The sequence below is a fragment of the Nocardia sp. TBRC8007 genome, assembly GCF_056629435.1.
This window is the reverse complement of record NZ_JBWSOR010000002.1, coordinates 163,336-189,373: the sequence shown is the minus strand read 5'-3', so window position 1 is coordinate 189,373 and position 26,038 is coordinate 163,336. Positions and strand designations below refer to the sequence as shown.

At 65.0% G+C, this 26,038-nt stretch carries 24 protein-coding genes; 15 read left to right on the top strand and 9 right to left on the bottom strand.

Annotation, left to right across the window (positions count from 1 at the left end):
• Nucleotides 1-68: 68 nt before the first annotated feature.
• The 9 genes from rimM to ACX4ZE_RS03430 all read right to left on the bottom strand — a co-directional run bounded on the left by rimM (nucleotide 69) and on the right by ACX4ZE_RS03430 (nucleotide 8,093).
• The gene (gene rimM / locus ACX4ZE_RS03470; RefSeq protein ID WP_480271802.1) at nucleotides 69-593 is read right to left on the bottom strand and encodes a ribosome maturation factor RimM; all 525 of its coding nucleotides are present in this window, start codon (nucleotides 591-593) and stop codon (nucleotides 69-71) included.
• The gene (locus ACX4ZE_RS03465; RefSeq protein ID WP_480271801.1) at nucleotides 594-836 is read right to left on the bottom strand and encodes an RNA-binding protein; all 243 of its coding nucleotides are present in this window, start codon (nucleotides 834-836) and stop codon (nucleotides 594-596) included.
• Entirely contained in the window at nucleotides 836-1,261 is a 426-nt protein-coding gene (gene rpsP, locus ACX4ZE_RS03460) for a 30S ribosomal protein S16 (RefSeq protein WP_480271800.1), read from the bottom strand. Before rpsP ends, ACX4ZE_RS03465 begins: the two co-directional genes overlap by 1 nt.
• A 214-nt stretch (nucleotides 1,262-1,475) precedes the next feature.
• Entirely contained in the window at nucleotides 1,476-2,459 is a 984-nt protein-coding gene (locus ACX4ZE_RS03455) for an LLM class F420-dependent oxidoreductase (protein WP_480271799.1), read from the bottom strand.
• Nucleotides 2,460-2,520: 61 nt separating this feature from the next.
• Nucleotides 2,521-3,675, bottom strand: coding sequence for an amidohydrolase family protein (locus ACX4ZE_RS03450; RefSeq protein WP_480271950.1), 1,155 nt, complete (start codon nucleotides 3,673-3,675; stop codon nucleotides 2,521-2,523).
• A gap of 125 nt (nucleotides 3,676-3,800) precedes the next feature.
• Nucleotides 3,801-4,334 carry a hypothetical protein gene (locus tag ACX4ZE_RS03445; protein WP_480271798.1) on the bottom strand — a complete coding sequence of 178 codons (534 nt, stop codon included), beginning with the start codon at nucleotides 4,332-4,334 and terminating at the stop codon, nucleotides 3,801-3,803.
• A gap of 29 nt (nucleotides 4,335-4,363) precedes the next feature.
• Complete coding sequence (locus ACX4ZE_RS03440) at nucleotides 4,364-5,188, bottom strand: hypothetical protein (protein WP_480271797.1); 825 nt, start codon at nucleotides 5,186-5,188, stop codon at nucleotides 4,364-4,366.
• Entirely contained in the window at nucleotides 5,179-7,785 is a 2,607-nt protein-coding gene (locus ACX4ZE_RS03435; protein ID WP_480271796.1) for a TPR repeat domain-containing protein, read from the bottom strand. Before ACX4ZE_RS03435 ends, ACX4ZE_RS03440 begins: the two co-directional genes overlap by 10 nt.
• Nucleotides 7,782-8,093 (bottom strand): hypothetical protein, encoded by a 312-nt coding sequence (locus ACX4ZE_RS03430; RefSeq protein WP_480271795.1) that lies wholly within the window; start codon nucleotides 8,091-8,093, stop codon nucleotides 7,782-7,784. The genes ACX4ZE_RS03435 and ACX4ZE_RS03430 overlap by 4 nt, the downstream gene beginning before the upstream one ends.
• A 352-nt stretch (nucleotides 8,094-8,445) precedes the next feature.
• On the opposite strand from ACX4ZE_RS03430, the gene ACX4ZE_RS03425 reads away from it, so the two are divergent.
• From ACX4ZE_RS03425 to rfbA, 15 genes are all read left to right on the top strand, one after another.
• Nucleotides 8,446-8,733, top strand: a complete 288-nt coding sequence (locus ACX4ZE_RS03425; protein ID WP_480271794.1) for a DUF6191 domain-containing protein — start codon at nucleotides 8,446-8,448, stop codon at nucleotides 8,731-8,733.
• A 446-nt stretch (nucleotides 8,734-9,179) separates the two neighbouring features.
• Nucleotides 9,180-10,142 (top strand): ACP S-malonyltransferase, encoded by a 963-nt coding sequence (gene fabD / locus ACX4ZE_RS03420; protein ID WP_480271793.1) that lies wholly within the window; start codon nucleotides 9,180-9,182, stop codon nucleotides 10,140-10,142.
• Between the two features lie 428 nt (nucleotides 10,143-10,570).
• Nucleotides 10,571-12,097, top strand: coding sequence for an FAD-dependent monooxygenase (locus ACX4ZE_RS03415; RefSeq protein WP_480271792.1), 1,527 nt, complete (start codon nucleotides 10,571-10,573; stop codon nucleotides 12,095-12,097).
• Nucleotides 12,098-12,107: 10 nt separating this feature from the next.
• Nucleotides 12,108-12,440 (top strand): TcmI family type II polyketide cyclase, encoded by a 333-nt coding sequence (locus ACX4ZE_RS03410; RefSeq protein ID WP_480271791.1) that lies wholly within the window; start codon nucleotides 12,108-12,110, stop codon nucleotides 12,438-12,440.
• Nucleotides 12,437-13,708: a beta-ketoacyl-[acyl-carrier-protein] synthase family protein gene (locus ACX4ZE_RS03405; protein ID WP_480271790.1), complete on the top strand. Its 1,272-nt coding sequence runs from the start codon at nucleotides 12,437-12,439 to the stop codon at nucleotides 13,706-13,708. Before ACX4ZE_RS03410 ends, ACX4ZE_RS03405 begins: the two co-directional genes overlap by 4 nt.
• Nucleotides 13,705-14,916 carry a ketosynthase chain-length factor gene (locus ACX4ZE_RS03400; protein ID WP_480271789.1) on the top strand — a complete coding sequence of 404 codons (1,212 nt, stop codon included), beginning with the start codon at nucleotides 13,705-13,707 and terminating at the stop codon, nucleotides 14,914-14,916. Before ACX4ZE_RS03405 ends, ACX4ZE_RS03400 begins: the two co-directional genes overlap by 4 nt.
• Before the next feature lie 51 nt (nucleotides 14,917-14,967).
• On the top strand, nucleotides 14,968-16,056 hold the full coding sequence (locus ACX4ZE_RS03395) for an SDR family NAD(P)-dependent oxidoreductase (protein ID WP_480271788.1): 1,089 nt from the start codon (nucleotides 14,968-14,970) through the stop codon (nucleotides 16,054-16,056).
• 24 nt (nucleotides 16,057-16,080) lie between these two features.
• Nucleotides 16,081-17,025 (top strand): aromatase/cyclase, encoded by a 945-nt coding sequence (locus ACX4ZE_RS03390; protein ID WP_480271787.1) that lies wholly within the window; start codon nucleotides 16,081-16,083, stop codon nucleotides 17,023-17,025.
• A 2-nt stretch (nucleotides 17,026-17,027) separates the two neighbouring features.
• Complete coding sequence (locus ACX4ZE_RS03385) at nucleotides 17,028-19,337, top strand: SDR family oxidoreductase (protein ID WP_480271786.1); 2,310 nt, start codon at nucleotides 17,028-17,030, stop codon at nucleotides 19,335-19,337.
• A gap of 44 nt (nucleotides 19,338-19,381) precedes the next feature.
• Nucleotides 19,382-20,806 (top strand): MFS transporter, encoded by a 1,425-nt coding sequence (locus ACX4ZE_RS03380; protein WP_480271785.1) that lies wholly within the window; start codon nucleotides 19,382-19,384, stop codon nucleotides 20,804-20,806.
• Nucleotides 20,807-20,864: 58 nt separating this feature from the next.
• On the top strand, nucleotides 20,865-21,446 hold the full coding sequence (locus ACX4ZE_RS03375) for an NADPH-dependent FMN reductase (RefSeq protein ID WP_480271784.1): 582 nt from the start codon (nucleotides 20,865-20,867) through the stop codon (nucleotides 21,444-21,446).
• Nucleotides 21,447-21,512: 66 nt separating this feature from the next.
• Nucleotides 21,513-22,853, top strand: a complete 1,341-nt coding sequence (locus tag ACX4ZE_RS03370; RefSeq protein ID WP_480271783.1) for an NDP-hexose 2,3-dehydratase family protein — start codon at nucleotides 21,513-21,515, stop codon at nucleotides 22,851-22,853.
• The gene (locus tag ACX4ZE_RS03365; protein ID WP_480271782.1) at nucleotides 22,850-23,842 is read left to right on the top strand and encodes an NAD-dependent epimerase/dehydratase family protein; all 993 of its coding nucleotides are present in this window, start codon (nucleotides 22,850-22,852) and stop codon (nucleotides 23,840-23,842) included. The genes ACX4ZE_RS03370 and ACX4ZE_RS03365 overlap by 4 nt, the downstream gene beginning before the upstream one ends.
• Before the next feature lie 55 nt (nucleotides 23,843-23,897).
• Nucleotides 23,898-25,052: a glycosyltransferase gene (locus ACX4ZE_RS03360; protein WP_480271781.1), complete on the top strand. Its 1,155-nt coding sequence runs from the start codon at nucleotides 23,898-23,900 to the stop codon at nucleotides 25,050-25,052.
• 66 nt (nucleotides 25,053-25,118) lie between these two features.
• Nucleotides 25,119-25,988 (top strand): glucose-1-phosphate thymidylyltransferase RfbA, encoded by an 870-nt coding sequence (gene rfbA / locus ACX4ZE_RS03355; protein WP_480271780.1) that lies wholly within the window; start codon nucleotides 25,119-25,121, stop codon nucleotides 25,986-25,988.
• Nucleotides 25,989-26,038: the final 50 nt, after the last annotated feature.

The following is a 26,038-nucleotide window of genomic DNA, read 5'->3' as shown; positions in this document are numbered from 1 at the left end:
CTTTCGCCGCGATGTCCCGGCCCCTGTGGCGGGCCGCCGAATGCCTGGCAATCGAATGGCGAACTGTCTCATTCCGGGTCGAGCAGGCCCTCGGGCGGATCGATGACGATGACACGGTCGGCAAGCGACACGGTAGGCACGATGGCGGTGACGAATGGGATCAGGATCTCCCGTCCGTCCTCAGCGGCGCGCACCGCGAGCAGCTCACCGGCCGGGGAATGCAACACCTCGCGCACGGATCCCACCACTGTGCCGTCGGTGCACCGAACCTCGAGCCCTTCCAGCTCATGGTCGTAGAATTCGTCCGGATCGGCCGAGGGCGGCAGGTCCGCGCTGTCGATCACGAACAGCATGCCGCGCAGCACGTCGGCCGCGGTGCGATCGGCGACGCCTGCGAGCGACACCAGAAGTCGGCCCGAGTGCTCTCGGACCGACTCTACGGTGAAATCGCGGACATCGGCGGATCGCGGCAGTCGACCACGCAACGTACGGTCGGGCGCGAAGCGTGCCTCGGGCTCATCGGTACGCACTTCGACGACGAGTTCGCCCCGCACGCCATGCGACTTGGCGACCCGTCCGATGACGAGTTCCATCTACTGGTCGGTGTCGACCACGTCGACCCGAATGCCTCGGCCGCCGATACCGGCGACAAGGGTGCGCAGCGCGGTCGCGGTGCGACCACCGCGACCGATCACCTTGCCGAGATCATCGGGATGAACATGCACCTCGACCGTGCGGCCGCGGCGGCTGGTGATCAGATCGACGCGGACGTCATCAGGATTGGCGACGATGCCGCGAACCAAATGCTCCACGACGTCGGCGACGACGGCGCTCATTACTCGGCGGCCTCGGCGCCCTCTTCGGCGTCCTTCTTGGCAGCCTTCTTCTTGGGCGTGACCGCCTCGGCGACCGGCTCGTTGTCCGCGGCGGCCAACGCCGCGTTGAACAGGTCCAGCTTGGACGGCTTGGCCGGCTTGACCTTCAAGGTGCCCTCGGCGCCGTCGATGCCCTTGAATTTCTGCCAGTCACCGGTGATCTTCAACAGCTGGAGCACCGGCTCGGTCGGCTGTGCACCGACACCCAGCCAGTACTGCACGCGCTCGGAATCGATTTCGATGAGCGACGGCTCTTCCTTCGGGTGGTACTTGCCGATGGACTCGATAGCCCGGCCGTCCCGGCGCGTGCGGGAGTCCGCGACGACAACGCGGTACTGCGGGTTGCGGATCTTGCCCATGCGGGTGAGTTTGATGCGAACAGCCACTGCTGATCTGCCTTTCGTCGGTTGGTCACGACGCAATTCAGCGACCCGCACGGTCTGCGAGCCCGGTTTTGCGTTTGGCGTGTGTGACCGCCGCGCGGTACGTAACCGGAGACGGGCTGACACGGTGTCCGGAAGGACGATTGTCCATTGTGCCAGATGGCGCACAGGCGCCGGAAATCGCATCCCGGCGCCTGCGGATCTGGTCATCGGCCTCTCAGCGCACCAGTGGCGCCAAGGTCTTTCCAGCGAGCTCGATCATGCCCGGCTCGTGCCCGTTGACGATCATGTTGATGACCAGCCCGTCGATCCCCTGGTCGAGCACCCGGGTCCGCAACTGCTCGGCGACCTCGTCCGGTGTACCGACGAACTGCTGATCCGCCGGGCTCTGCTTGCGCTCGGACTCCGACATCGACGCCAGATCGATACCCATGCCGCCGAGTATGTCCTGCTGCTGTTTACGGACCAGATCTCCGTCCTCGTCCATCATCACAAAGCACAGATAGCTGGTTTCCAGGGTCTTCGGGTCCCGACCGACCTCGGCGCAGCGGGCACGCAGCGCATCCACCTTGCGCGGCAACTCCGAAGCGTTACAGATGATGTTGAGGTGATCGGCGAAACGAGCGGCCAGAGCGAATGTCTTCTTTTCCCCGGCGCCACCGAGCAGAATCGGCATATCATCGCGGATCCTCGGTTCGTTGACGGCGTCTTCCACCTGATACCACTTGCCGTGGAAACTCGGGCGCCGCCCGCGCAACATCGGCTGGATGATCTGCAGCGCCTCGTCGAGGCGTTCGAAGCGTTCGGTGAAAGTGCCGAATTCGTAGCCGAAAGAGCGATGCTCCGGCTCGAACCAGCCCGCGCCGATGCCGAGTACCGCGCGCCCGCCGCTGACCACATCCAGCGTGGTAACAGACTTGGCGAGCATGGGAGGATTACGGTAGGTGTTGCCGGTTACCAACGCCGACAACTGAACTCGCTCCGTCGCCGCGGCGAGGCCGCCGAGGGCGGTGTACGCCTCCAGCATCGGCTCGTCGGGCGCACCGATACCAGGCAGTTGATAGAAGTGATCCATCACGAAGACCGTGTCGAAACCGGCGGCTTCGGCCTCCTCGGCCTGCGTGACGACCGTGGGAAACAACTCCCGCACCGGCTTGCCGTAGTTGAAGTTGGGTATCTGATAACCGAGGCGAATGGTCACGAAAATCGACCCTACTCCCCTTTTGTCCCTTTCTGGAGCATACGGGGACCAAGATCACGAATCAGCGATGACCGGTGACCGGGCCACGCTCGCCGTACACCCGCCCGCGCAACACCACCGCGTGCGGCGTGGCGAGCATTTCTGGGTGTGCCCGCGGATCTTGCTGGTAGACAACGAAATCCGCGGAAGCGCCGTGCGCTATGGCCGGTCGCCCCAACCAGTCGCGAGCGGCCCAAGAGGCCGCGCCGAGCGCGGCATGCCGCGACAACCCCGCGGCGGCGAGCGCCGCGATCTCGTCGGCAATGCGCCCGTGCCGGATGGCACCACCCGCGTCGGTGCCCGCGAAGATCCGCACGCCCGCCTCGTGCGCGGCGGCGACGGTACCGCGTACCCGACGATGCAGATCACGCATATGCGCGGCATAGACCGGGAATTTGCTCGCACTGTCGGCGATCTCCGGGAAGATATCGATATTGATCAGAGTGGGCACCAGAGCGGTGTCGTGCTCCACCATCATCTCAATGGTGTCCTCGGTGAGGCCGGTGCCGTGCTCGAGGCAATCGATGCCGGCGTTGATCAAGCCGGGAAGCGCGTCTTCCCCGAAGACGTGCGCGGTGACTCTGGCGCCGTTGGCGTGCGCGGCGGCGATGGCCTCCTTCAGGATCGCATCGCTCCACAGCGGACGCAGATCGCCGACCGAACGGTCGATCCAATCGCCGACGATCTTCACCCAACCATCCCCGAGGCGGGCCTGTTCGGCCACGATCTCCGGCAGATCGCGTTCGTCGTCGAGCTCGATGCCCAGCTCACGGATATAGCGCTTCGGCCGGGCGATATGCCGGCCCGCGCGAATGATCCGCGGCAGCTCGTCGTGGTCGTCGATAAAGCGGGTATCGATCGGCGAACCAGCATCGCGCAACAGCAGCGCCCCCGCCGTCCGTTCGGTCTCGGCCTGCGCGATGGCGCCCGCGCGATCCTCGTGCCCGCCGCCGTGCCGGATACCGACATGACAGTGCGCGTCCACCAGACCCGGCACGATCCACCCGGTGTCGCACAGCGTTTCGGCGCCGGGCACGGGCTCGAACGACACCAGACCGTCCCGCACCCAGAGATCGCGCACCTCCCCCTCGGGGAGAACCACACCTCGCAGATGCACAGCAACCTCCTGGACATTGTCGGCTGCCTCCAACCTACTGCCCCGCCCTCGGACCGTCATCCGGGCGAAAGCCGACCCGGGCCGTCGCATCGGACGCCGGCCAGAGAACCGACGGCGCGATCTCCCCTTGCCCCGGCCTGTCGAGTTCAGCGACCGTGGTGACGACCGGGAACAACGGACTGGCGCTACCACCGTGATCGGCGTTCCTGGGCTTCTTCCCATTCGGCGTCTTGACGGCGAGCCAGCTCGGCTTCGGCCCTTCGGCGGGCGGCTCGCGATTCGGCGATGCGGGCGGCGATCCAGTCGGTACCGCCCGCACCTGATGCGAGCGGCGGCGGAGCCGGTGTCCGCACCGGCCGGTGCGCGGCTGGTCGCGGCGGCACGGACCCGGGGGCGGCCGGTCGGATTGGGGCAACGGGTTCGATAGTGGCGGCATCGACTACGCGCGCGACTGCGGGGTCGTCGCGAAGTTCGGCCAGAGCCGCGCTGGACCGGGTGGCGACATCGTCGGCGACCTGCGCGTAGACACGCAGGATCAGTTCGGCGAGGGCGCCAGGGCCTGCGGCATAGGCGGTCGGGCCGATGGCGAGACCCGTGAGCCGACCGTTGGCGTCGGTATCGATCGTGAGGCCGTCAACGCTCGCCTGACCGCGGATCTCGGCGACGACTTGCTGCAATCGGCGGACTTTCGCACCGAGTTCCTCGTGGGGACGAGTCACAGACACTCCCTTCTTCCGTCCATGGTGTTTCAGAGCGGGGCGTCGGGCCAGCCCGGGTAGACCGGCTTCGTAGACGGAGGAGTGTCATGGGCGTAGGCGTCGCCCCGGAGAGGTTGGCCGGTGAGGGCATCCGGGTCGATGCCGCGCGCCCAGTCGCCACAGGCATCGACAGCGGCGCTTTGCGGGAAGGTCTCGATGCCGTAGTAGCCGACTTGCCAGCCAATGAAAATGTTTTCGTAAGGGGCTTGCCAATGCAAACGGTCAGCACCCGGCTCTGTCGGGGATGTATCCAAGTCGGACTCGTTCGCATTGTCGGGGGCGCGAGTGAATTTGAAGGTCAAGAAGCCGCTACCGATGTTCGCCGGCGACCACTTACCGTTGACGAGACGGTTCATTTCTGTGTCGAGTGTGCAGAACCTGCCGATGAAACCAGTGCTGGTGGGGGTGATTTCTCGGATACGTGCGTAGTAAGTGCCAGCATGAGTAGCGCGGTCTTCGGGGCGCTGATATATGTGCAGCTGATCTTTTTCCCAGGCCTTGGCGAATCCCGGATAAGTGGCAGCAAGACCAGCGGCATGACCGATGATGTTGGCTTCTTTTGCGGCGCGAATCAGTGTGCCTTCAGTAGAGAACAGGTCAATGCCTGGCTCGGCAGACCAGACCATGGTCGCATCACGGACCTGCTGCGGTGGTCTGTAGCTGGCAGGAGCTGACGATGTCTGCGTACTCGCACTGGTTGGGCTGGGTTCACCAGCGGGTGCGCAGGCGACTGCCAGAAAGATGAGCGCAACCAACGCGATGGTGGCAGCCGTGCGCGATGTCACGATGGACGTGCTGATTCCCATCATGGCCACGTGTTCTTTCCCGAGTTGCTGCTTTGTTCACTTCCGAGCCATTGCAGCCATTCCTGTCGTGGCCGCCTATCGCCGCCCTGCATCACCGACTCCAAGTATTGGTATTCCGATCCACCCGGAGAAGCCAGATTGGTGTAATCCTGCAGAGTATCCATGTTGATGCCGGCCCGCTCCAGAAGGCTCGTCCGGCCATTCGGGGGAATTTCGGCTTGGTTTTTATCCTCAGTGGATGCATCGTCGTAGTCATCCCGGTACTGCGAATACGACTTGAACTGGTCGCCGTCTCTGTAGAGTTCGGGGACATCGGCCATGTCGATCCTGCCCTGCTCGACCAGGGTGCGCAGCATCGTGTACTCACGGTGTTGGCTACCACCCCAGCTGGTCGGGCTATAACCGGCTTCTTTGTCGTCGCCGCCGAAGTCGAAATCGAATCGCGTGGTGTCCAGCTTCAGCGGGGCCTGCTCGGGCGTGCTCGGTGAGTCGACCGACAGCACGAACGGTTTGAGGAACTCCGAGCCTGCCGCGACGCCGACACCGACCGGGCCCATGCCACCGGCGACGATTTGGGAGGCGGTCCAGGCGGTGTTCCATTTGGAGTTGCGGGCCTCGGCGGCCGCTTCGGCATCCGCTCCGTGCTGAGCTTCCCACGCGGCGTGGAGGTCGAGACCTTGATTGACCAGCCATTGCAGGCGGCTGCTGTAGCGACCGCTCTCCGGGTTGGCGTCGCCATTGGCTTCGCCGAGGGCGAAAACCTTGTCCAACCGTTGCGATTCGGCCAATGCGGTGCCATTGATGATCTTGCTCGCCTCTTCGTCGGTGTCGAGAACGCTGAAGAGCCGCAGGGGTTCGATCGGGCCGCCCTTGCCGTCGTATCCACCGAAGCCCGCGCCGCCGAAGCCGAGGGTGTCGGTGAGGTCCCCCGGAGTGCCGGTGCCTGCCATCCCGACCATATTTCCGACGTAGGGGGCGAGTGCCTCGGCGGCCTGTTGGGCGGAACCTCCGCCGATGCGGCCGTCGCCGGAGAGCAGGGTCGTGTAGTTGTTGGTGCCGTCGGCGGACTTCTCGGTCGAGAGGATATCGGCGAGCCCGAGAGCTGCTTCCCCGGCACGCGCGGCGTCCTGACGCTGAACCGGGTACTCCGGGCTGTCCGGAGAAACGGTGAGGTGGGCGTCGCGGGGGATCCAGTCGGTGAGCGAGCCCATGGCGGTACCGTCGTCGCGTTGCAGGATGGGTATGAGCGCGGTGTCGGGATGGTAGCCGGAGCCAAGGATTTCGGGGCCGCCCTCGCCGGTGAGAATGGCGTGCGCGCCATCGGTATTGCGGGCGCCGAGGGCGATGGCCTTCTCCAGTGGCTCGGTTCTGGTCGGGTCGTCCGGAGACGGCGCGTCCATAGCGTGCGGGTAGCGGTCGTTGCCGTCCAGCCAGGCTGTGTGCATGCCCTGGCGAATCAGCTCGGTGGACATCTTGGTGCCGGGCTCGTTACCTGGTTCGGCCAGCGCGAGGGCATCGATCACGTTCTTCTGTCGCTCGGTGAAAATGTGCTGATCGCCGGGATTGCCGTCGCCGGGCATCCGCACGTTCGCGTCGGGAGTGTTGTGTAGTCCGAACGAAGCTCGGGTGGAGATGAGTTCGCGCATGTCCTGCGGCAGGTTCTCGTAACTGCCCGCGCCGGTAAGGGTGCCATCGGCGCTGCGGCCGGTGCCGACGTTCTCATTGGAGAGCAGCAGTGCGCCGTTGGCCAGGGAGGCAGCGGCTTGCTGGCCTTCCGGCCCCATGGCCTGTAACCGCTGGCTGGCGTGGGCGAAACCGTCCGCGCCCGCAGCATCGAGGAACCGCCGCAGATACTCCTGAGTGGAGGCCGGGATCGTGACGGTCTCTCCATTGAAATAGGCCATGAGCTGGTCTGGTGGCACTCCGGTGGCTTTGAGGTCGGAGACGAGCTGGTCGAGTATCGCGTCGGGAATATCCTCGCGGGCGGCGACCGACACCCGGATCCGCGTCCCCAGTTCCTGTCCGTCCGCGCCGGTGAGCCCACCGCCGCCGACCATTGCCCCACCGGGGCCGCCGTGCTGGTCGAGATCGGTCAAACCCAGTCCGGCGCCGAACTTCAACGCGGCCAGCGCAGTGGCACAGTGCGCCAGATTCTCTTTGAGACTTATCTGGAAGTCGGCTGCCTGGCGGTCGAGCCTGCCCTGCAGTACTACACGGAACGCATCGTCGTTCGAGCCGGGAACGGTCGGCGCGATGACGGTTCCGTCGGGCGCGACAGTCATACCGTGGGCGTGCACGGCGGTGTCACGGGTGTTCACAATGGCCGAGCGATAGCCATCGATCACCCCACCATGGAACACCAGTGCGTCCCCGATGGCGGCGGCGGCGCGTTTGGCTCGGGTCGCGGTCAACAGTTCCGAGACCGATCGCATCGAGGCTGCGGCAGCGGCCTCGCCTTTCCAGTTCAGCGCGGTTTTGTCCACAGCGAGGTCGACTTCGGCGATACGGTCGGCCACATCTGATCCAGCCTTGTTGATCGCGATACCCGCATCGATGACGGTGTGCGGTTTCCAGGATTCGACTTGCGGGATCGTCGGCGTCGTCATCCCCGGAGACTCTCGGTCAGCGTAGCCAATTGCCCACGGAAGACATCTTCGACAGCTTCGTAGCTGTTCGCGGCGATCGCGGCGCCGTCGGCCATCGCCCGCACCGATGCGGCGTGCTCGGTCAACATGGCGTTCAGTTTGTCGGTGATCCGGCCCAGCAGCTCATCGATCCCGGCAGCGGGCATCACGACCGCCGCCACACTGGCGCGGACGGGCGCGGAGATCTCGGTGATGGCCGCGGCCTCAGCACTCAACTGATTTCCGAGTGCCCTGAGCTCGTCCAGGTCAGTCTCCAGTATGTCCCCCAACGGAATATCCTCCTCAGCCGTGCGCTCGTCGGCGCAGCGATGGGCGATATCTTATCGACCGGCTCACTCTCCGCTCAACGCGCCCAGCACGCGGGCGAACAGACTTCGATGTCGAATAGTGCGGAGTATCCGACCTCCCCGCATCCAGGTAGGCGCCGATGCTCGCCGCACCGAATCGCTCGCGGTACCCCTTCCGAACCTCATGTCCCCCTCCTGTCCTCGTCCACGCGAAAGCGGCCTGGAGGGCCGCAGCGGACACTGGTCCGAGAACCAGGGATGTATACCCACCCCTGGTATATATCGGGGTATTGTGGCCGCGAGGGGGCAACCCCGATCTACCGGGGAGATGATCATGGGTTTCGTGGTGTTCGTAATCGCTACGGCCGCAGCGATTACGCTGATCGACCAGCTCGCGCTGCGAGCTGAACGCCGAGGCTGGATCTACTGGCGCAAGTCCGAGCGCAAGGGCGCCGGGGCCGATGTGTTCGAGTACGTGGACACCCTGTTGACCCCGTCGTCCCGACATATCGCAGAAGAACGGATGAACAAGAAGCTCACCCGAGTCGAAACCGCCGATGGGGACACTCTCGATCTGGAATCGGGAACCGTCCACCTCCGCCCGCGCAACCAGCGTCGGTGAGCACGACTATTCGCTTACGGCATCCAGGCCACACGTCGTGCGCGTCGGCACGGATCGAGACCATGCGATCCCACGTGGATGACCGGACGCCGCACACCCGTTCCATCGCATCACTGCGTGTCCCCTTCGGCACCGAGCGCGTCGAGCACGGCCACACGTTCGCGCAATAGTCGCGGCCGGTACACGACCCGGCAACCGAACGACACGAGCCGGACAAGCCGAGAGGCTTACGTCCAGATCCGTGGGGAACGGCGGGTGAGAACCCGCCACCTACCCGGCAATGACATCGACCGACACACTTTGACGTTCCTTTACATCCCCTTGATGAAGTCGTTATTGACCGAACCGGAGCCGCATACAAAAATTCATCTCGTACCCACCGAACATAAGAACGAGACAAAAATTCGACGCAATGAGTTCGATTGCATCGATAATGAAAGACAGCTATGACTTCGACGGCTTTCGTTTTTCCCGGACAGGGTTCGCAACGCGCGGGCATGGGCGCCGAGTTGGCGAGTTCGTATCAGTTCACAACAGAATATTTTCGAACGTCCGACAATATCGTCGGATTTCCGCTGTCACGGCTGTGTTGTGAGGCCGACGCCGAAACGCTGCGCGACACCGCGGTCACCCAGCCGGCGATCTTCCTGATGAGCGTGATCACGATGCGGGCATTGCGCGAACACGGCGTCGAGCCTTCGATCGCAGCAGGCCACAGCCTCGGAGAGTTCGCGGCGCTGGTGTGCGCGGGGGTCCTGGACTGGACCGATGCGCTGGCGCTGGTCCACCTGCGCGGCAGGCTCATGGCTGGTGTCGCCGAACGTGAGGCGGGCGCGATGGCCGCAGTGGTCGGACTCGATGTGCGCACCGTCGAAACCCTGTGTGCCGAGGTCGCAGGCACGACCGACCGAGTGGTCGAGGTCGCCAACGACAACGCTCCCGACCAGGTGGTCATATCCGGCCACGCCGAAGCGGTGACGCGGGCCATGCAGCGCGCACTCGAACAGGGCGCGGTGCGCGCGGTGCCACTGCCCGTGGGGGCACCATTCCACTGCAGTCTGATGCGCGATATCGAAGACGAGTTCTGCGAAGCCGTCGCCGAAGTCGACGTACGGCCGCCCCAGCTCCCCGTGGTCTCCAGTGTCACGGCGGGTCGGGTGCCCGACGCCGAGTACGCACGGGAGGTGCTGCGCAGGCAGTTGACCGGTCGCGTGCGCTGGACCGACACCGTCACCGAGATCGCGGACTCGGGAGCCGAGCACGTGGTCGAGGTCGGGCCGGGACGGGTGCTGAGCAAACTCTGCCGCAAGATCACGCCCGAACTGCCCACCCTGCCCACCACCACGGACGACGAACTGCGCGCCGCCGCGCGGACTCTCGGCCGGGTACCGATCGCACCGCTGTCCTGAACGGCGCGGGCATCCGAGAGGAGCACAGCGAGTGCCTTCCGAATCGCTCATCGCCGATCGTGGTCCGCATCGCGTGTGTGCCGGGACAGCGGTATCGCCTGCTCCGACCACGACGCGCCGCACACCCGCCCCGCCGACAAGGCTTACGCGATCGACAAGGCCTGCCGAATAGCACTTATCCCGATATCGACAAGAACTTCGCTGTCGCGGTAACACCGACGAGCAATTCTGTTTCCGTGAGCGAGAAATTGTGTGGTATTCGCGTGCTATAGCACAAGAATACCGTCCGAGAACAAATGAAACCGGCCGTTCGAAAAACAGCACGCATTGGTGTTGCTCGATTTCCGACGCACTCCGGGGAACCGTGGTGCGCAATTCGATCCGGCCGGATCGATCGCATACGCGAAGCAGCCGACCGAGGAGGTTTTATGGATGCTGATGTGATAATCGCCGGAGCGGGGCCTGCCGGATTGATGCTGGCGGCCGAACTTCGATTGGCAGGCGCGAACGTCATCCTGCTCGAGCGGCTCACGCAGCGCACGGGCGAGTCGCGCGGGCTCGGGTTCACCGCCCGCACCATGGAAGTATTCGATCAGCGGGGGCTGTTGCCCTTCTTCGGCACCGTCGAGACCAGCGCCCAAGGGCATTTCGGTGGCCTCCCGGTGGATTTCAGCGTGATCGACGGCGGCGACCGCGCGGTGAAAACGATCCCGCAATCGAAGACCGAATCCGTCCTGGAGCAGTGGGCGGTGCGCCTCGGCGTCGATCTGCGCCGCGATCACGACCTACTCGCGGTCACCGACGCCGGCACCCATGTGGAGGTCAATGTCGCTGCCCCGCAAGGGGTCGTCCAGTTGTCGGCACCGTATCTAATCGGTTGCGACGGTGGCCGGAGCACGGTGCGAAAAGCGGCTGGATTCGACTTTCCCGGCACTGCGTCCACGATGGAGATGTTCCTCGCCGACGTCAAAGGTCTCGACCTGCCGCCGCGCATGATCGGCGAGACCCTGCCCAACGGAATGGTGATGGTCGGCCATCTGCCGGGCGGCATCACCCGTTTGATCGTCTGCGAACGCGGCGCACCCCCACAGCGGCGCGAGTCCGCACCGCCCTACGAGGAAGTCGCGGGCGCGTGGCAGCGGATCACCGGATCCGACATATCCCACGGTGAACCTGTGTGGATCAGCTCGTTCGGCAATGCCACCCGGCAGGTCACCGAGTATCGGCGCGGACGGGTTTTCCTCGCCGGGGATTCCGCCCATATCCACTTGCCCGCAGGCGGACAAGGCATGAACACCAGCATCCAGGATTCGGTCAACCTGGGCTGGAAGCTCGGCGCGGTCGTGACCGGACGGGCACCGGAAGCACTGCTGTCGACCTACCACGACGAACGTCACCCGGTGGGCCGACGGCTGCTGATGAACACCCAGGCGCAGGGTCTGCTGTTCCTCACCGGTTCCGAGATGCAGCCGATGCGCGATCTGGTCGCCGAGCTGATCGGCTACGAACAGGTCGCGCGCCATCTGGCCGGGATGGTCAGCGGGCTGGAGATCAACTACGAAGTCGGAGGCGGATCACATCCGCTGCTCGGCTACCGTCTGCCCGACCTGGGCTTGACGGGACGATCGGCGCCCTCGTCGACGACACGCGCGCTGCATCCGGCCCGTGGCGTGCTGTTCGACTTCGAGGACAACCCACGTTTGCGCGCCGTCGCGGCGGGCTGGGACGACCGCATCGACATCGTCACCGCGCGCATCACGCGACGGCCCGATTCGTGGCCGCAGGACACGGCCGCGGTGCTCGCCCGTCCAGATGGCTACATCGCCTGGGCCGCGCCCGGCGCGTACGCCGATCTTCCGATGTCACTCGAACGCTGGTTCGGACCATCGCGGAAGAACCGCGCGCGCGTCGAGCGCATTCCCACGCCCGCGACCGAACTTCTCGCACAACATTAGGAGCTCACCTATGCACAGCACCCTCATCGTGGCGCGAATGGATCCCGCCTCCGATGTCGACGTCGCCGGAATTTTCGCCGCCTTCGATCGCAGCGATGTGCCCCATCTGATGGGTACGCGACGGCGCCAGCTGTTCCATTACCGCGGTTTGTATTTCCACCTCCAGGATTTCGACGCCGACCACGGCGGAGAGTCGATCGAACGGGCCAAGGACGATCCGCGCTTCATAGCGATCAGCGACGAATTGAAGCCGTTCATCCAAGCCTACGACCCCGCGACATGGCGGTCACCGGCCGATGCGATGGCGACCCGCTTCTACCACTGGGAAGTTGAGGGCCGATGAGCCGACGCCGCATCGTCATCACCGGAGTCGGTGTCATCGCCCCAGGCGGGGTAGGCGCCGACGGCTTCTGGCAGCTCATCAGCTCCGGTCGTACCGCGACACGGTCGATCTCGTTCTTCGACGCCTCGCAGTTCCGCTCACGCATCGCCGCCGAGATCGATTTCGATCCGCTCGCCCACGGGCTGAGCCCACGCGAGATCCGCCGGATGGATCGTGCCTCCCAGCTAGTAGTCGCCGCTACTCGCGAAGCTGTGGCCGACAGCGGCATCGAACTCGCTGCGGCCGACCCGTTCCGCGTCGGCGTCTCGGTGGGCACCGCAGTGGGCGCGACTATGGGCTTGGAACAGGAATACCAGGTAGTCAGCGATTCGGGCCGGGTCGAACTCGTCGAGCACGAGTACGCGGTGCCGCATCTGTACAACTATCTCGTCCCCAGTTCCTTCGCGGCCGAGGTCGCATGGGCGACCGACGCACAGGGCCCGACCGCGGTTGTCTCGACCGGCTGCACCTCCGGCTTGGATTCGGTCGGCTACGCAGTGGATTTGATCCGCGAAGGCTCGGCCGATGTGATGATCGCGGGCGCCTGCGACGCACCGATATCCCCCATCACCATGGCCTGTTTCGACGCGATCAAGGCGACAACCCCGCGCAATGACGACCCCGAACACGCCTCACGCCCCTTCGACGGCACCCGCAACGGCTTCGTACTGGGCGAAGGCGCTGCGATATTGGTGCTGGAGGAACTGGAGGCGGCGCGGCGTCGGGGCGCCGAAATATACGCCGAGGTAGGTGGTTTCGCCTCACGCTGTAATGCCTTCCATATGACGGGCCTGCGTCAGGACGGCGCGGAGATGGCTGAGGCGATCAGCATCGCGCTGACTGAGGCTCAGACCGATCCGATCGAAATCGACTACATCAACGCGCACGGCTCGGGGACGAGACAGAACGACCGGCACGAGACCGCGGCCTTTAAGAAGAGCCTGGGCGAACACGCCTACCGGATCCCGGTGAGTTCGATCAAGTCCATGGTCGGGCATTCACTCGGGGCCATCGGCTCGATCGAGATCGCGGCGTCGGTGCTGGCGATGAAGCACAACGTCGTACCGCCGACCGCCAATCTGCATACCTCTGACCCCGAATGCGATCTCGACTACGTCCCGTTGACCGCGCGGGAATGGCCTACCGAGACCGTGCTCACCGTCGGCAGCGGTTTTGGCGGATTCCAGACTGCGATGGTGCTGCGCAATCCCGAGAGGAGAGTGGCATGACTGCGTCGGCAGTGGTGACAGGCATCGGTGTCGCGGCCCCGAACGGTCTCGGCACCAACAGTTTCTGGGAGTCCACGTGCTCAGGCCACAGTGGGATCAGCACTGTCTCTCATTTCGACCCCACCCGATATCCTTCCCGCCTCGCCGGCGAAGTTTCCGGATTCGAGGCCGCCGAGCACCTGCCGAGTCGGCTGCTGCCCCAGACCGACCGGATGACCCGCCTGGCGCTGGTCGCCACCGACTGGGCACTCGTCGACGCCGAAGTGAAGATCGAGGAGCTCGACGACTACGACATGGGCGTGGTGACCGCGAGTTCCTCTGGAGGTTTCGAGTTCGGGCAGAACGAATTACGCAAGCTCTGGAGCCAGGGAAGCCATCATGTCAGCGCCTACCAGTCCTTCGCGTGGTTCTATGCGGTGAACACTGGACAGATCTCGATTCGCAATGGCATGCGCGGGCCTAGCGGTGTCGTGGTGAGCGACCAGGCAGGCGGCCTGGACGCACTCGCCCAGGCACGCAGGCAGATTCGCAAAGGCACCGGACTGGTCGTGACCGGCGGCGTCGATGCCACGATCTGCCCGTGGGGTTGGGTCGCCCTGCTCGCCAGCGGCGCGTTGAGCACCGAGAACGACCCGAGGAGGGCATATGTGCCCTTCGACAAACGGGCGCGCGGACACGTGCCCGGCGAAGGCGGCGCCATTCTCATCACCGAGGACGCCGCACGGGCCCGAGAACGCGGTGCGCATATCTACGGCGAGATCGCCGGCCACGGATCGACTTTCGACGCCAAGAACCACGGCGGACGAGAGACCGGATTGATCCGAGCCATCGAGATCGCCTTGGCCGACGCGGATTCCACCGTCGATGACATCGATGTCGTCTTCGCCGACGCTGCGGCCGATCCGGATCTCGACCACGCCGAAGCGATGGCGCTGCGCGCGGTGTTCGGCACCCGGTCTGTTCCGGTGACCGCGCCCAAGACCATGACCGGACGGCTGTACTCCGGTGCGGGCGCACTCGACGTGGCGACCGCACTGCTGTCGATTCAGGCAGAACTCATCCCCCCGACTGTCAATACTGAGCTCGATCCCGGCCTCGGCATCGATTTGGTCGTCGGCGCCCCACGCCCGACCCGCGTGCGGACCGCGCTGGTCGTCGCGCGCGGACACCATGGCTTCAACTCGGCCGTCGTCGTCCGAGCCGTCTAGGCGATAGCAGCCAAACATGTTTGCTACCAACATGTTCGAAAGGAATAGCACATGAGTAACCCGAATACCTTCACTATCGAGGACCTGAAGCGAATCCTGCTCGCGGCCGCGGGCGCGGACGAGAACGTGGACCTGAACGGCGATATCCTCGATACCGACTTCGAACTCCTCGGCTACGAATCCCTCGCTCTGCTCGAGACCGGCAGCCGGATCGAGCGGGAATTCGGCATCTCCCTCGATGAGTCCGCTCTCATGGATGTCAAGACCCCACGCACGCTGATCGATGCGGTCAATGCCAAGCTGGGCGCCGACGCCACGGCCCCAGCCGGCGGCGCGCACGCAACGGTCGAGACCAACGGATACGCCGAGGCCCCGCTGGCGCTCGTCTCCGGAGCCACCAGCGGGATCGGCCTGGCGATCGCGCGCACGTTGGCGAGAAATGGACACCGGGTGTTCATCGGCGCACGGTCGGCCGAAAACGTCGCCACCACGGTGAAACAGCTCGTCGACGAGGGCCTCGACGTGGACGGCACTGCGACCGACGTCCGATCGGGTGCGGACATCCGCGACTTCGTCGCGGCCGCGCGCGACCGGTACGGCACGGTCGACGTGCTGGTCAACAACGCGGGCCGCAGCGGAGGTGGCGTCACCGGTGACATCAGTGACGAATTGTGGGACGACGTCATGAACACCAACCTCAACAGCGTCTTCCGGCTGACCCGCGAGGTACTCGGCGCGGGTGGAATGCGCGCCAAGAGCCGGGGCCGGATCATCAATATCGCCTCGACCGCAGGCAAGCAAGGTGTGGTGCTCGGTGCGCCTTACTCGGCCTCCAAGCACGGTGTTGTCGGATTCACCAAGGCGCTCGGCAACGAGCTCGCCGCCACCGGAATCACCGTCAACGCGGTCTGTCCTGGCTACGTCGAAACGCCGATGGCACAACGCGTCCGGCAGGGCTACGCGGCTGCCTACGAGACCTCGGAAGACGCCATCCTCGAGAAGTTCACCGCCAAGATCCCGCTCGGTCGCTACTCGACGCCTGAGGAGGTAGCTGGCCTGGTGAACTACCTGGTCACCGACTCCGCCGCCTCGATCACCGCGCAGGCCATCAACGTCTGCGGCGGCTTGGGCAACTTCTGATCCCAATACCCGAAAGGACTCCCAATGCCCATACAGCCTTCACAGGAAGTCGAGCACGGCATCGACATCGCGGCCTCCGCCGACGTCGTCTACGGACTCATCGCCGATGTCGCGAACTGGCCCCGGCTCTTCCCGCCGACGATTTTCGTCGACCTGATCGAAGACACCGGTCGCGAACAAACGCTCCACATCTGGGCCACGGCCAATGGCGACGCCAAGTCCTGGACCTCGCGCCGCAGCTTGGACCCGGCCACTCGCCGCATCACCTTCCGCCAGCAGGTATCCACTCCGCCGGTGGCATCCATGGGCGGCACCTGGATAGTCGAGCCGATCTCGACCGACAGCTCGCACGTGCGGCTTCTACACGATTACCGCGCCGTCGACGACGATCCGGACGGACTCGACTGGATCGCCGAGGCGGTCGACCGGAACTCCAACGCCGAACTCGCCGCACTCAAGCACAACGCGGAGCTGTCCACCGGCGCAAACGGCCTGCTCCTCGAATTCCAAGACACCATACACATCGACGGTTCAGCGCGGGATGCTTTCGATTTCATCAACGACGCCCAGCTGTGGGACCAGCGACTGCCGCATGTGTCCACTGTTCGGCTGCACGAGCCGACACCGGGCCTGCAAACCCTGGAGATGGATACCTTTGCCAAGGATGGCTCGACGCACACCACCAAATCTTTCCGAGTGTGTCAGCCACACCAGCGCATCGCATACAAACAGACCACACTGCCCGCGCTGATGAGCGTGCACACCGGCCGGTGGACCTTCGACCAGAACGGATCGCAGACGATCGCGACCTCCCAGCACACCGTGGTACTGCGCGAGGAGAACATCAAGACGGTGCTCGGCGCCGACGCCGATATCGCGCAGGCACGTGACTACGTGCGCACCGCACTGAGCACCAACAGTCGAGCGACCCTGAACCACGCCAAAGAGCACGCAGAACGCGTCCACTGACGATGTCCAGATTGCTGCGCACCCAGGTCGCCGTCGTCGGAGCAGGCCCAGTCGGGCTTGTCCTGGCGGGGGAACTTTGTCTCGCGGGGATCGATGTGCTCGTGCTGGAGCGCCTCGCCGAGCCCTCCGAGGAGTCACGCGCCTCGACTCTGCACGCCCGGACGATGGAGATATTCGAGCTGCGCGGGCTGTTGAGCCGTTTCGGCGACCTGCCGAACGAGCCGACAGGGCATTTCGGGGGCATCCCCCTGCCGCTGAACGAGCCGGGTCCGTATCCCGGACAGTGGAAGTCACCCCAGACCGAGACTGTCGCGATCCTCCGCGAGTGGGCCAGGGGACTGGGTGCGCGGATACTCGACGCTCATGAGTTGCGCGGGCTGTCACAGCACGACTCCGGCGTGCTCGCCACGGTATCCACACCAGAGGGTCCGTGCACGGTCGAGGCCGATGCCGTCGTCGGCTGTGATGGGGAACATAGTGCGGTGCGGCAGCTGGCCGGCATCCCGTTGCGCGGGCGGGCAGCCGATAAGCAGATGCACCGGATGGACATCACTGGCGTCGATATACCCGGCCGACGGTTCCAACGGCTGCCAGGCGGGTTGGCTGTCGCGGCCCGACGCGGTGAGGTCACTCGAGTGATGGTGCACGAGTTCGGCGCCCGTCCCGCGGCCACAGGCGCCGAACCAGGGTTCGCCGAAATCTGCGCGGTGTGGCGGCGAGTCACCGGCGAGGATATCGCCGCGGCGACGCCGATCTGGGTCGACAGTTTCGACAACGTCTCGCGACAGGCCGAGAGCTACCGGTCCGGGCGAGTGCTGTTGGCTGGCGACGCGGCTCATCAGCAGATGCCGGTCGGTGGGCAGGCGATGAACCTCGGTATCCAGGACGCGTTCAACCTCGGCTGGAAACTCGCCGCATATCTGCGCGGACATGGCGGCGAGCCCTTGCTCGACAGCTACCACCGCGAACGGCACGCAGCCGGGGCGAAGGTGCTCGCCGATATCGAGGCACAGACCACCCTGTTGCTGGAAGGACCGCGGATCGAGCCGCTACGCGAGGTGTTCACCGTTCTGCTGCAACAGCAGGAGGTCAGGCACACGCTCGCCGCAGCGATCAGCGGTGTCGATATCGACTACGCGGCTCTGGATTCAGAGCATCCACCGACAGTGACCTCCGCCGCCAGAGTGGACCCGCAGTCGATCACGAGTGCGGACGCGCGCACGGCGCTGCGCGCGGGTCTGGGCGTACTACTCGACCGTTCTGCGGACGATCGCGCACACGAGCGACTCAACAGAGCATTGCTCGGCTACCGCGACCGGGTCGTTGTCGCCCGCGACACCGAGCGACCCGCCAAATATCCGCTACGCCAACTTATCCGGCCCGACGGCTATGCCGCGTGGGCAGCGGACGAGGCCGAGGATTTGCCCGCACCGCAGCTGCTCGCACACTGGTTCGGGCCGGAGCGGGCACCTGCCACGAACGGGTCGACCCCGAGCACAGACATATCACGAGAACACACCATTACGAACACATCTCGATCGGAGTATGCAATGAACCGACTCACCGGAAAGACCGCACTCGTCACCGGCGCAGGCCGTAATATCGGGCGAGCGATCGCTACTCGCCTCGCCGCAGATGGAGCACTTGTCGCAGTTCACTACAGCACCAGTAAGGACGAGGCCGCCGATACGGTCGCCGCCATCGAGAAGGACGGCGGTCGAGCATTCGCCATCCACGCCGACCTCGGCGAGCAAGCCGGTATCCACCAGCTGTTCTTCGAACTCGAGCAAGGGCTCAAACAGCGCACCAGCTCGACGGAGCTGAACATTGTGGTGAACAACGCGGGCGTCATGGGCGGGACGACGCCCGAGGAGACCACGCCCGAACAGTTCGACCGGCTGTTCGCGGTGAACGCGAAAGCACCGTTCTTCATCCTCCAGCGCGCTGCCGCGCTGCTGAGTGACAACGCCCGAATCATCAACATATCCTCGGGTCTGACCCGCGTCGCCAACCCCGCCGAAGTCGCCTACGCCATGACCAAAGGCGCGATCGAACAGCTGACCCTCCACATGGCCAAACACCTTGCGCCACGCGGGATTACGGTCAACAGTGTGGCGCCCGGCATCACCCGCAACAACAACCCGGTCTTCGGTATCCCCGAAGCCGTCGAGCAGATGGCGGCGCTGTCGGCATTCAACCGGGTCGGGGAGCCGAGCGATATCGCCGACACGGTAGCCTTCCTCGCCTCCGACGACGCACGCTGGATCACTGGTTCGTGCCTGGACGCCAGTGGCGGAACGCTGCTGGGCTGACCGACCCGAGGCAATCTCGCCGGACTCCTCGGGAGGGAGAGTCGATGCCCACCACACCCACAGAACGCGCACTAGATGCCGGGCCGCTCACAACGTCGGCGCGCAGGCACGGGCTCGTGGCTTTCCTGGCCGCGAACATGCTGATCGATGCACTCGAAGTTTCGATCATGATCGTCGCGATGCCGACGATCGCTGAGGATCTCGGCATCAGCCGGACTACAGCGTCCTGGGCGATCACCGGATTCGCCATCGGATTCGCCGGCGCGCTGCTACTCGGCGGTCGTCTGGCCGCCCGACTCGGCATGCGTCGGGTGTACCTGGCCGCGCTGCTGGTCTTCGTCCTGGCGTCCCTACTCGGGGCGGCGGCCAACGATCCGGCCTTGCTCGCGGCCGCACGCGCCCTCAAGGGCGCGTGCGCAGCGCTCACCGCGCCATTAGGACTCGCGATCATCTCGACCGCACTACCGCCTGGACGTGCGCGCGACATCGGACTATCGGTCTACACCCTCGCGGGTGGCGCCGGATTCTCCGTCGGATTGATCCTGGCAGGTGGGCTAGCGCACGCGGACTGGCGTTGGACCTTCCTGGTCCCGGCGGTAGTCGGGAGCGTGGTCTTGGTCGCGGGCGCCGGACTCATCCCTCGCGAGGGGCCCGCGGCGCGCGGGCGCGCTGGTGCGAAACCGCTCGGGACGGTGAGCGCAGTACTGTTCACCCTCAGCGTAGCTACCTGCGTCCTGGCGATCACCACAAGCGCCGAGTACGGGTGGTACAACCGCACTACCGTGACATGCCTGGTGCTCACCGCACTGTCGGCGCTCGTTCTCGTCGCTGTCGAACGCAGAAGTTCGGAAGCGCTGTACCGCTCGCCGGTACTCACCGACCGGACGCTGCTGGTCTCGATGGTCGGCGCGGCAGCTATGAACGGCACCAATCTGGCGCTGCTGCTCATCGTGACGATCCGCTTGCAGTACGACCTGGGATGGGGTCCGCTGTGGACAGGAATCGCCCTGCTGCCCGCGAGCATCCCTCTCGTGGTCGCCGCCCCGCTTGCTGGACAGCTGCTCCGGCGATTCCCGGCCTCAGTACTGGTCGCAACGGGCACCGCGTGTTCGGTCGCCTCCGCACTGACCTTCCTGTCCCCCGCGGCGCCGAGCCGTTACCTCACCGATGTGTTGCCCGGAATGCTGCTGCTGGGCGCCGCGTTCGCCGCGGGCTTCGCCGCACTCAACGCGCAGGCCGCGACCACCGTCGATCCGGCACGCAAAGCCACTGCCATCGGCCTCTACCAGACCGCGGTCCAACTGGCTGCGGCGATCGTGCCCGCCGCCGTCGCCGCTGCTCTGGTCGTGGGTTACCGGCATGCCGTCGTGCTCACAGTCGTGGTCGCCCTTGCGGGTGTGCCCGCGGCCATAGCAGGCGTGCTGCTCAACGCGCGCAACCGAGCTGAACCCTCTCGCGTCGAAAAGTAAGCGACGCGTGCTCGCCGCACTTCGCACGGCGCTGCACATCGACCAGAAAAGGAAAACCATGTCAGACAAGCCGATCCGCCTGATCGTCGTCTGCGCCAGTGTGCGCGACGGACGTTTCGGTCCTACCGTCGCGCGGTGGTTCGCCGAGTACGTTGCCCGCAACGAGCAACTCGAGGTCGACTATCTCGACCTCGCTGAACATCCGCTGCCGTCGCGGATCACCGAGCATCCCGACGCACACGACGCGGAGTCGCTCGGTGAGGTGTCCGCCAGCCTCTCTCGGGCCGATGCCTTCGCTCTGGTCACCCCCGAGTACAACCGCAGCTTCCCGGCCTCGCTCAAACATCTGATCGACTGGTGCCGAGAGGAATGGCGGGCCAAGCCAGTGGGATTGGTGTCCTACGGCGGGCTCGCGGGCGGGCTGCGCGCGGTTGAACAACTACGTCCGGTGCTCGGTGAGGTGCACGCGGTCGCCCTGCGCGACACGGTCAGCTTCCACAATGCCTGGGACCAGTTCGACACTACGGGACAACCGACCGACGAGGCCGGTGCGAACGCGGCGGCCGACACCATGGTCGAGCACATCCTGTGGTGGGGTCGCGCGCTGCGGACTGCGCGCGACGAGACGCCGATGCACTGAATCGGCGACGAAAATCCTGCTGCCAGGATCACGCACCGACGGTCAGTGCAGATACCGGAGACTACAGTGTTCAAAACGCTTACGGCGTTCCACGAATGGTTCGCCGACCAAAACAGGAAAAGCGATTACCGGGTCGCGGTTACCCCGCTCGAAGCGCTCGACGGTTGGGGAACCGATACGGAAACCGGGACGCTGCGCCACAAGAGCGGGAAATTCTTCTCCGTAGAAGGCATCGCGGTCGAAACCGACAACGGAGCCGCGTGGTCCCAGCCGATAATCAATCAACCGGAAATCGGCATACTCGGCATCGTCGTCAAACGAGTCGGTTACTCCTATTACTGCCTGATGCAGGCGAAGATGGAGCCGGGAAATATCAACCTGATCCAGCTCTCGCCGACCGTGCAGGCGACCCGTAGCAATTACACCAGGGTGCATCGCGGCAATGCGGTCCCCTATCTGGAACATTTTGTGACGCCCGCGCCCGGCAGCGTGGTCTTCGACTCTTTGCAATCCGAGCAGGGCTCGTGGTTCCTCGGTAAACGCAATCGAAACATGATCGTCGAGGTCCCGGATTGGTTGCCGCTGCGCGACAACTTCTGCTGGCTGAGTCTCGACGAACTCGCCGAGCTGATCCACATCCCCAACCTCATCAACATGGATTCGCGAACGGTGCTTTCAGGTCTGCCGTTTCTCGATCGCGGTCACCGCGCGGTCGAAGCGGGCGTGCCCGAGCCGCCCGGCCCCGCGCGGCATCCCCTTAGCGCACTGCTGAGCTGGTTCACCGACGCGAAAGCACGGCATCGGCTCGCCCGACGATCGACATCGCTGCGGCATCTGCCCGAATGGACCTATTCTCCTGGTCTCATCTACCGGCCCGACGGCAGGCACTTCACGGTCATCGGCGTCGACGTCCAAGCTAGCAACCGAGAAGTGGCCCAATGGGCACAGCCCATGTTACGACCGATCGGCCAGGGGGTAATCGCCTTTCTCGGCCGCCATTTCGATGACCAGTTCCACATCCTGGTGCACGCGCGCACCGAGGCAGGCACGGCCGACGTCGTCGAGATGGGACCCACCGTCGCCTGCATCCCCGACAGCTATCGCGGTGACCCAGGTGCAGACCAACCGCTGTTCCTCGACATCGTCCAGCAGGCCGGGCCTGCCGACCGCCTGGTCGACGTCGTGCACTCAGAGGAAGGTGGACGGTTCTACCAGGCTGAGAACCGCTATCTCGTCATCGATGCCGGCGACAGCGTGCCGCATGAGGTGCCCGCCGACTACTGCTGGATGACGGTCGCCCAGCTGACCGGATTCGTGCGCTTCGGCAATCACGTCAATGTCGCGGCGCGCTGCCTGCTCAGTTGCATGGCCGACGATATCGCGGAGAAAGCGATGGCAACCCGATGACGACTACGACACCCAAGCGGGCCCTCGTGCTCGGTGCGACAGGCTTCGTCGGCAGACATATCTGTGCGGCGCTGCGGGCCGATGGGTTCGAGACGGGCGAGGTCGCTCGCCACCACCCCGACACGCCGCCGGAAGGCCCGTTCACGACACTGGATCTCGGCGCCGCCGCGCCGGAGACGATCGGCGGACTCATCGACTCGTATCGACCGGATGTCGTAGTCAACACCATCGGCAGCATCTGGGGTCGGTCCGACGAACACATGTGGTCGGCTGCGGCCGAACCCGTGCACAGGCTCATCGCCGCACTCGGCGGCTGCGAGCACCGGCCATGGCTCGTGCATCTGGGTTCGGTCCTGGAGTACGGGCCCATCGGCGAAGGGAAGCAGGCGGGCGCCGATCGTAGCCTCGCCCGGCCCACCAGCGCCTACGGCGAAGCGAAACTCGCAGCTACCGAAGCCGTGTTGGACGCGGTGGCCACCGGGACGGTCGACGCGGTCGTGCTGCGCATCGCGAACGTCACAGGTCCTGGCACGCCTGCGGTCAGCCTTCTCGGCATCGTGGCCCAGCGCCTACTCGCGGTGACAGACCTCGCGGTGACAGACTCGGACACGCCGCCCGAGATCACCCTCGACGCGCTGGTGGCCCACCGCGATTACGTCGACGTCCGAGATGTTGCCGCCGCTGTCGCCGCCGCCACGCGCGTGCGCAGGCCCGGCGCTGTCTTCGACATCGGGCGCGGTGAGGCGGTAAGCGTACGCGAGCTGGTCGCCATGCTCATCGCCGCGAGCGGTTCAGGGGCACGCGTCGTCGAGCGGGCACGCACGGCGGATCCAGGCGCATCGAACTGGACGAAGGTCGATATCGAACGCGCGCGCCGCGAGCTGGGTTGGCGGCCCGAAATCCCACTGCGGGAATCGGTCGAAGCCTTCTGGGACGAAATCCGCGCTACTCGTACAACGGCGCTTTCCGATCCCGCGCACACCGGATGAGGCGGACCCGCGCCGGACACACATCGCTGATCACCCCACAACCCAAGGAAAGACCATGAAGATATTGTTCGCCGCGCACGCGAGTCACGCGACGGCCTTCGCGCTGGCACCGCTGGCCCACGCTGCGAAAAGCCAGGGCCACCAAGTGGTCATGGCCGGTTCACAACAGACCGTGGCAGCCATCACCGCCTCCGGACTGCCTGCCTTCGCCTGTACCGACCGACCTCTGTCCGAATTCATCCTGCTCGAACGCGACGGCACACCCGTCGCCCCCGCCGACGGCGACGCGGGCATGATGTTCAACGCGGGCCGGTTCTTCGGCAGATACGCCGCCACTATGTTGTCCGCGCTGACGGGACTGACCGAGCACTTCCGGCCCGACTTGGTGGTCGGCGGGAGCCTCTCGTTCGCGGCGCCGCTTCTGGCAGCCGCACTCGATGTGCCTTATGTCCGACAGACCTGGGACATGTACGAGATCGCACCGTACTTTGCCGGCGCCGAGCACGAACTCGCACCCGAACTAGCCGCCGCGGGCCTGCGGAAACTGCCGACTCCATGCTTGACGCTCGACGTGGCCTTGCCGTCGCTGGCGACCCGCCACGACGACTCGCCCCACCACCCCCTTCGTTTCGTCCCCGCCAATACCCAAACGGCCTTCGAACCGTGGATGGTGCAACGGTCGGGCCGCCCGCGCGTGTGCGTGACAATGGGAAGCCGGGTACAGCTGGTCGACACCTACGACACCAGCTTCCAGAAACTCCGCAATCTGATTACGGCGCTGGCGGATCTGGACGTGGAGATCCTCGTCGCCGCGCCCGACCAAGTCGCCTCGCAGATCGGTCATCTGATACCGGTGGGGCACGCAGGCTTCATCCCGCTCGACATCGTCGCGCCGTCTTGCGATGTGGTGGTGCACCACGCGGGCGGCGTCAGCAGCCTGACCGCACTCGACGCGGGTACACCGCAGGTCATGCTGCCCGATGCCGAGATATGGGAACGCACCACCAACCAGATCGAGGCGTTGGGCGCAGGGGTTTCGATATCCCCCGGCGAAGGGGTGATCGAGCGCGCGGTCGCGGCCTGCCGGACAGTGATCGAGGACGACTCGTTCCAGGCCGCGGCAGGAAAACTCCGCGAAGAGATCCGCTCGATGCCACATCCTTTCGAACAAGTGGCCGAACTGGAGGTCGCCCGGCGAAATCACCGCTGATGCCGGATACCCGCAATACCTCGCCACCGATAGGAACGTTCGCAGCAATACCGTAGGAGCGGCATCGTGAAAGGCATCATCCTGGCCGGAGGACACGGAACCCGGCTCTATCCGATCACCCTCGGAGTATCCAAACAACTACTACCCGTCTACGACAAACCGATGATCTATTATCCGTTGTCGGTCCTGATGCTGGCGGGCATCACTGATATCGTGATCATTTCCACGCCGCGCGACCTGCCCGCATTCCAGCACCTACTCGGCGACGGCTCTGCGATCGGATTGTCTTTGAGCTATGCCGAACAAGCCGAACCGCGTGGCCTGGCCGACGCATTCCTGATATCACAACACCATATCGGCGACGACTCCGTCATGCTCATCCTCGGCGATAATATTTTTCACGGCCCTGGTTTCAGCCTGATGCTGCAGCGCGCGATCAAGGAAGTCGACGGATGCGTCCTGTTCGGATATCCGGTGCACAACCCCCAACGCTATGGTGTCGCTGAGATCAGCGGTGCGAATGAACTCGTCGACATCCAGGAAAAGCCGGAGAATCCACGGTCGAATCTCGCGATAACCGGTCTCTACGTCTATTCCAACGATGTCGTCGATATCGCCAAGGAACTCCAGCCGTCGGCACGCGGAGAACTGGAGATCACCGATATCAACCGCGCCTATATCGCCCAGCGACGCGCGGAACTGGTCCAGCTCGGCCGCGGTTTCGTCTGGCTCGACACCGGAACCCACGAGAGCCTGATCGAGGCGGGCCAGTACGTGGAGATCCTGGAACGACGCCAGGGCGTACGGATCGCATGCATCGAAGAGATCGCCCTGCGCATGGGCTATATCGATCCGGAAACCTGCCACCAGCTCGGACATCAGCTCGGTACATCACCCTACGGCCGCTACGTCATGGACGTCGCGAGCGCCCTGTGACTCGACACGACGAAAGGAGTCGGCTCATGTACAGCTTCGCTACGGACCCG

Bases quoted from the DNA above. Each gene is read 5' to 3' on its own strand.
- rimM (WP_480271802.1), bottom strand. From the start codon at position 593: ATGGAACTCGTCATCGGACGGGTCGCCAAGTCGCATGGCGTGCGGGGC.
- ACX4ZE_RS03465 (WP_480271801.1), bottom strand. From the start codon at position 836: ATGAGCGCCGTCGTCGCCGACGTCGTGGAGCATTTGGTTCGCGGCATC.
- ACX4ZE_RS03450 (WP_480271950.1), bottom strand. From the start codon at position 3,675: ATGACGGTCCGAGGGCGGGGCAGTAGGTTGGAGGCAGCCGACAATGTC.
- ACX4ZE_RS03435 (WP_480271796.1), bottom strand. From the start codon at position 7,785: ATGACGACGCCGACGATCCCGCAAGTCGAATCCTGGAAACCGCACACC.
- ACX4ZE_RS03425 (WP_480271794.1), top strand. From the start codon at position 8,446: ATGGGTTTCGTGGTGTTCGTAATCGCTACGGCCGCAGCGATTACGCTG.
- fabD (WP_480271793.1), top strand. From the start codon at position 9,180: ATGACTTCGACGGCTTTCGTTTTTCCCGGACAGGGTTCGCAACGCGCG.
- ACX4ZE_RS03415 (WP_480271792.1), top strand. From the start codon at position 10,571: ATGGATGCTGATGTGATAATCGCCGGAGCGGGGCCTGCCGGATTGATG.
- ACX4ZE_RS03410 (WP_480271791.1), top strand. From the start codon at position 12,108: ATGCACAGCACCCTCATCGTGGCGCGAATGGATCCCGCCTCCGATGTC.
- ACX4ZE_RS03405 (WP_480271790.1), top strand. From the start codon at position 12,437: ATGAGCCGACGCCGCATCGTCATCACCGGAGTCGGTGTCATCGCCCCA.
- ACX4ZE_RS03400 (WP_480271789.1), top strand. From the start codon at position 13,705: ATGACTGCGTCGGCAGTGGTGACAGGCATCGGTGTCGCGGCCCCGAAC.
- ACX4ZE_RS03395 (WP_480271788.1), top strand. From the start codon at position 14,968: ATGAGTAACCCGAATACCTTCACTATCGAGGACCTGAAGCGAATCCTG.
- ACX4ZE_RS03390 (WP_480271787.1), top strand. From the start codon at position 16,081: ATGCCCATACAGCCTTCACAGGAAGTCGAGCACGGCATCGACATCGCG.
- ACX4ZE_RS03385 (WP_480271786.1), top strand. From the start codon at position 17,028: ATGTCCAGATTGCTGCGCACCCAGGTCGCCGTCGTCGGAGCAGGCCCA.
- ACX4ZE_RS03380 (WP_480271785.1), top strand. From the start codon at position 19,382: ATGCCCACCACACCCACAGAACGCGCACTAGATGCCGGGCCGCTCACA.
- ACX4ZE_RS03375 (WP_480271784.1), top strand. From the start codon at position 20,865: ATGTCAGACAAGCCGATCCGCCTGATCGTCGTCTGCGCCAGTGTGCGC.
- ACX4ZE_RS03365 (WP_480271782.1), top strand. From the start codon at position 22,850: ATGACGACTACGACACCCAAGCGGGCCCTCGTGCTCGGTGCGACAGGC.
- ACX4ZE_RS03360 (WP_480271781.1), top strand. From the start codon at position 23,898: ATGAAGATATTGTTCGCCGCGCACGCGAGTCACGCGACGGCCTTCGCG.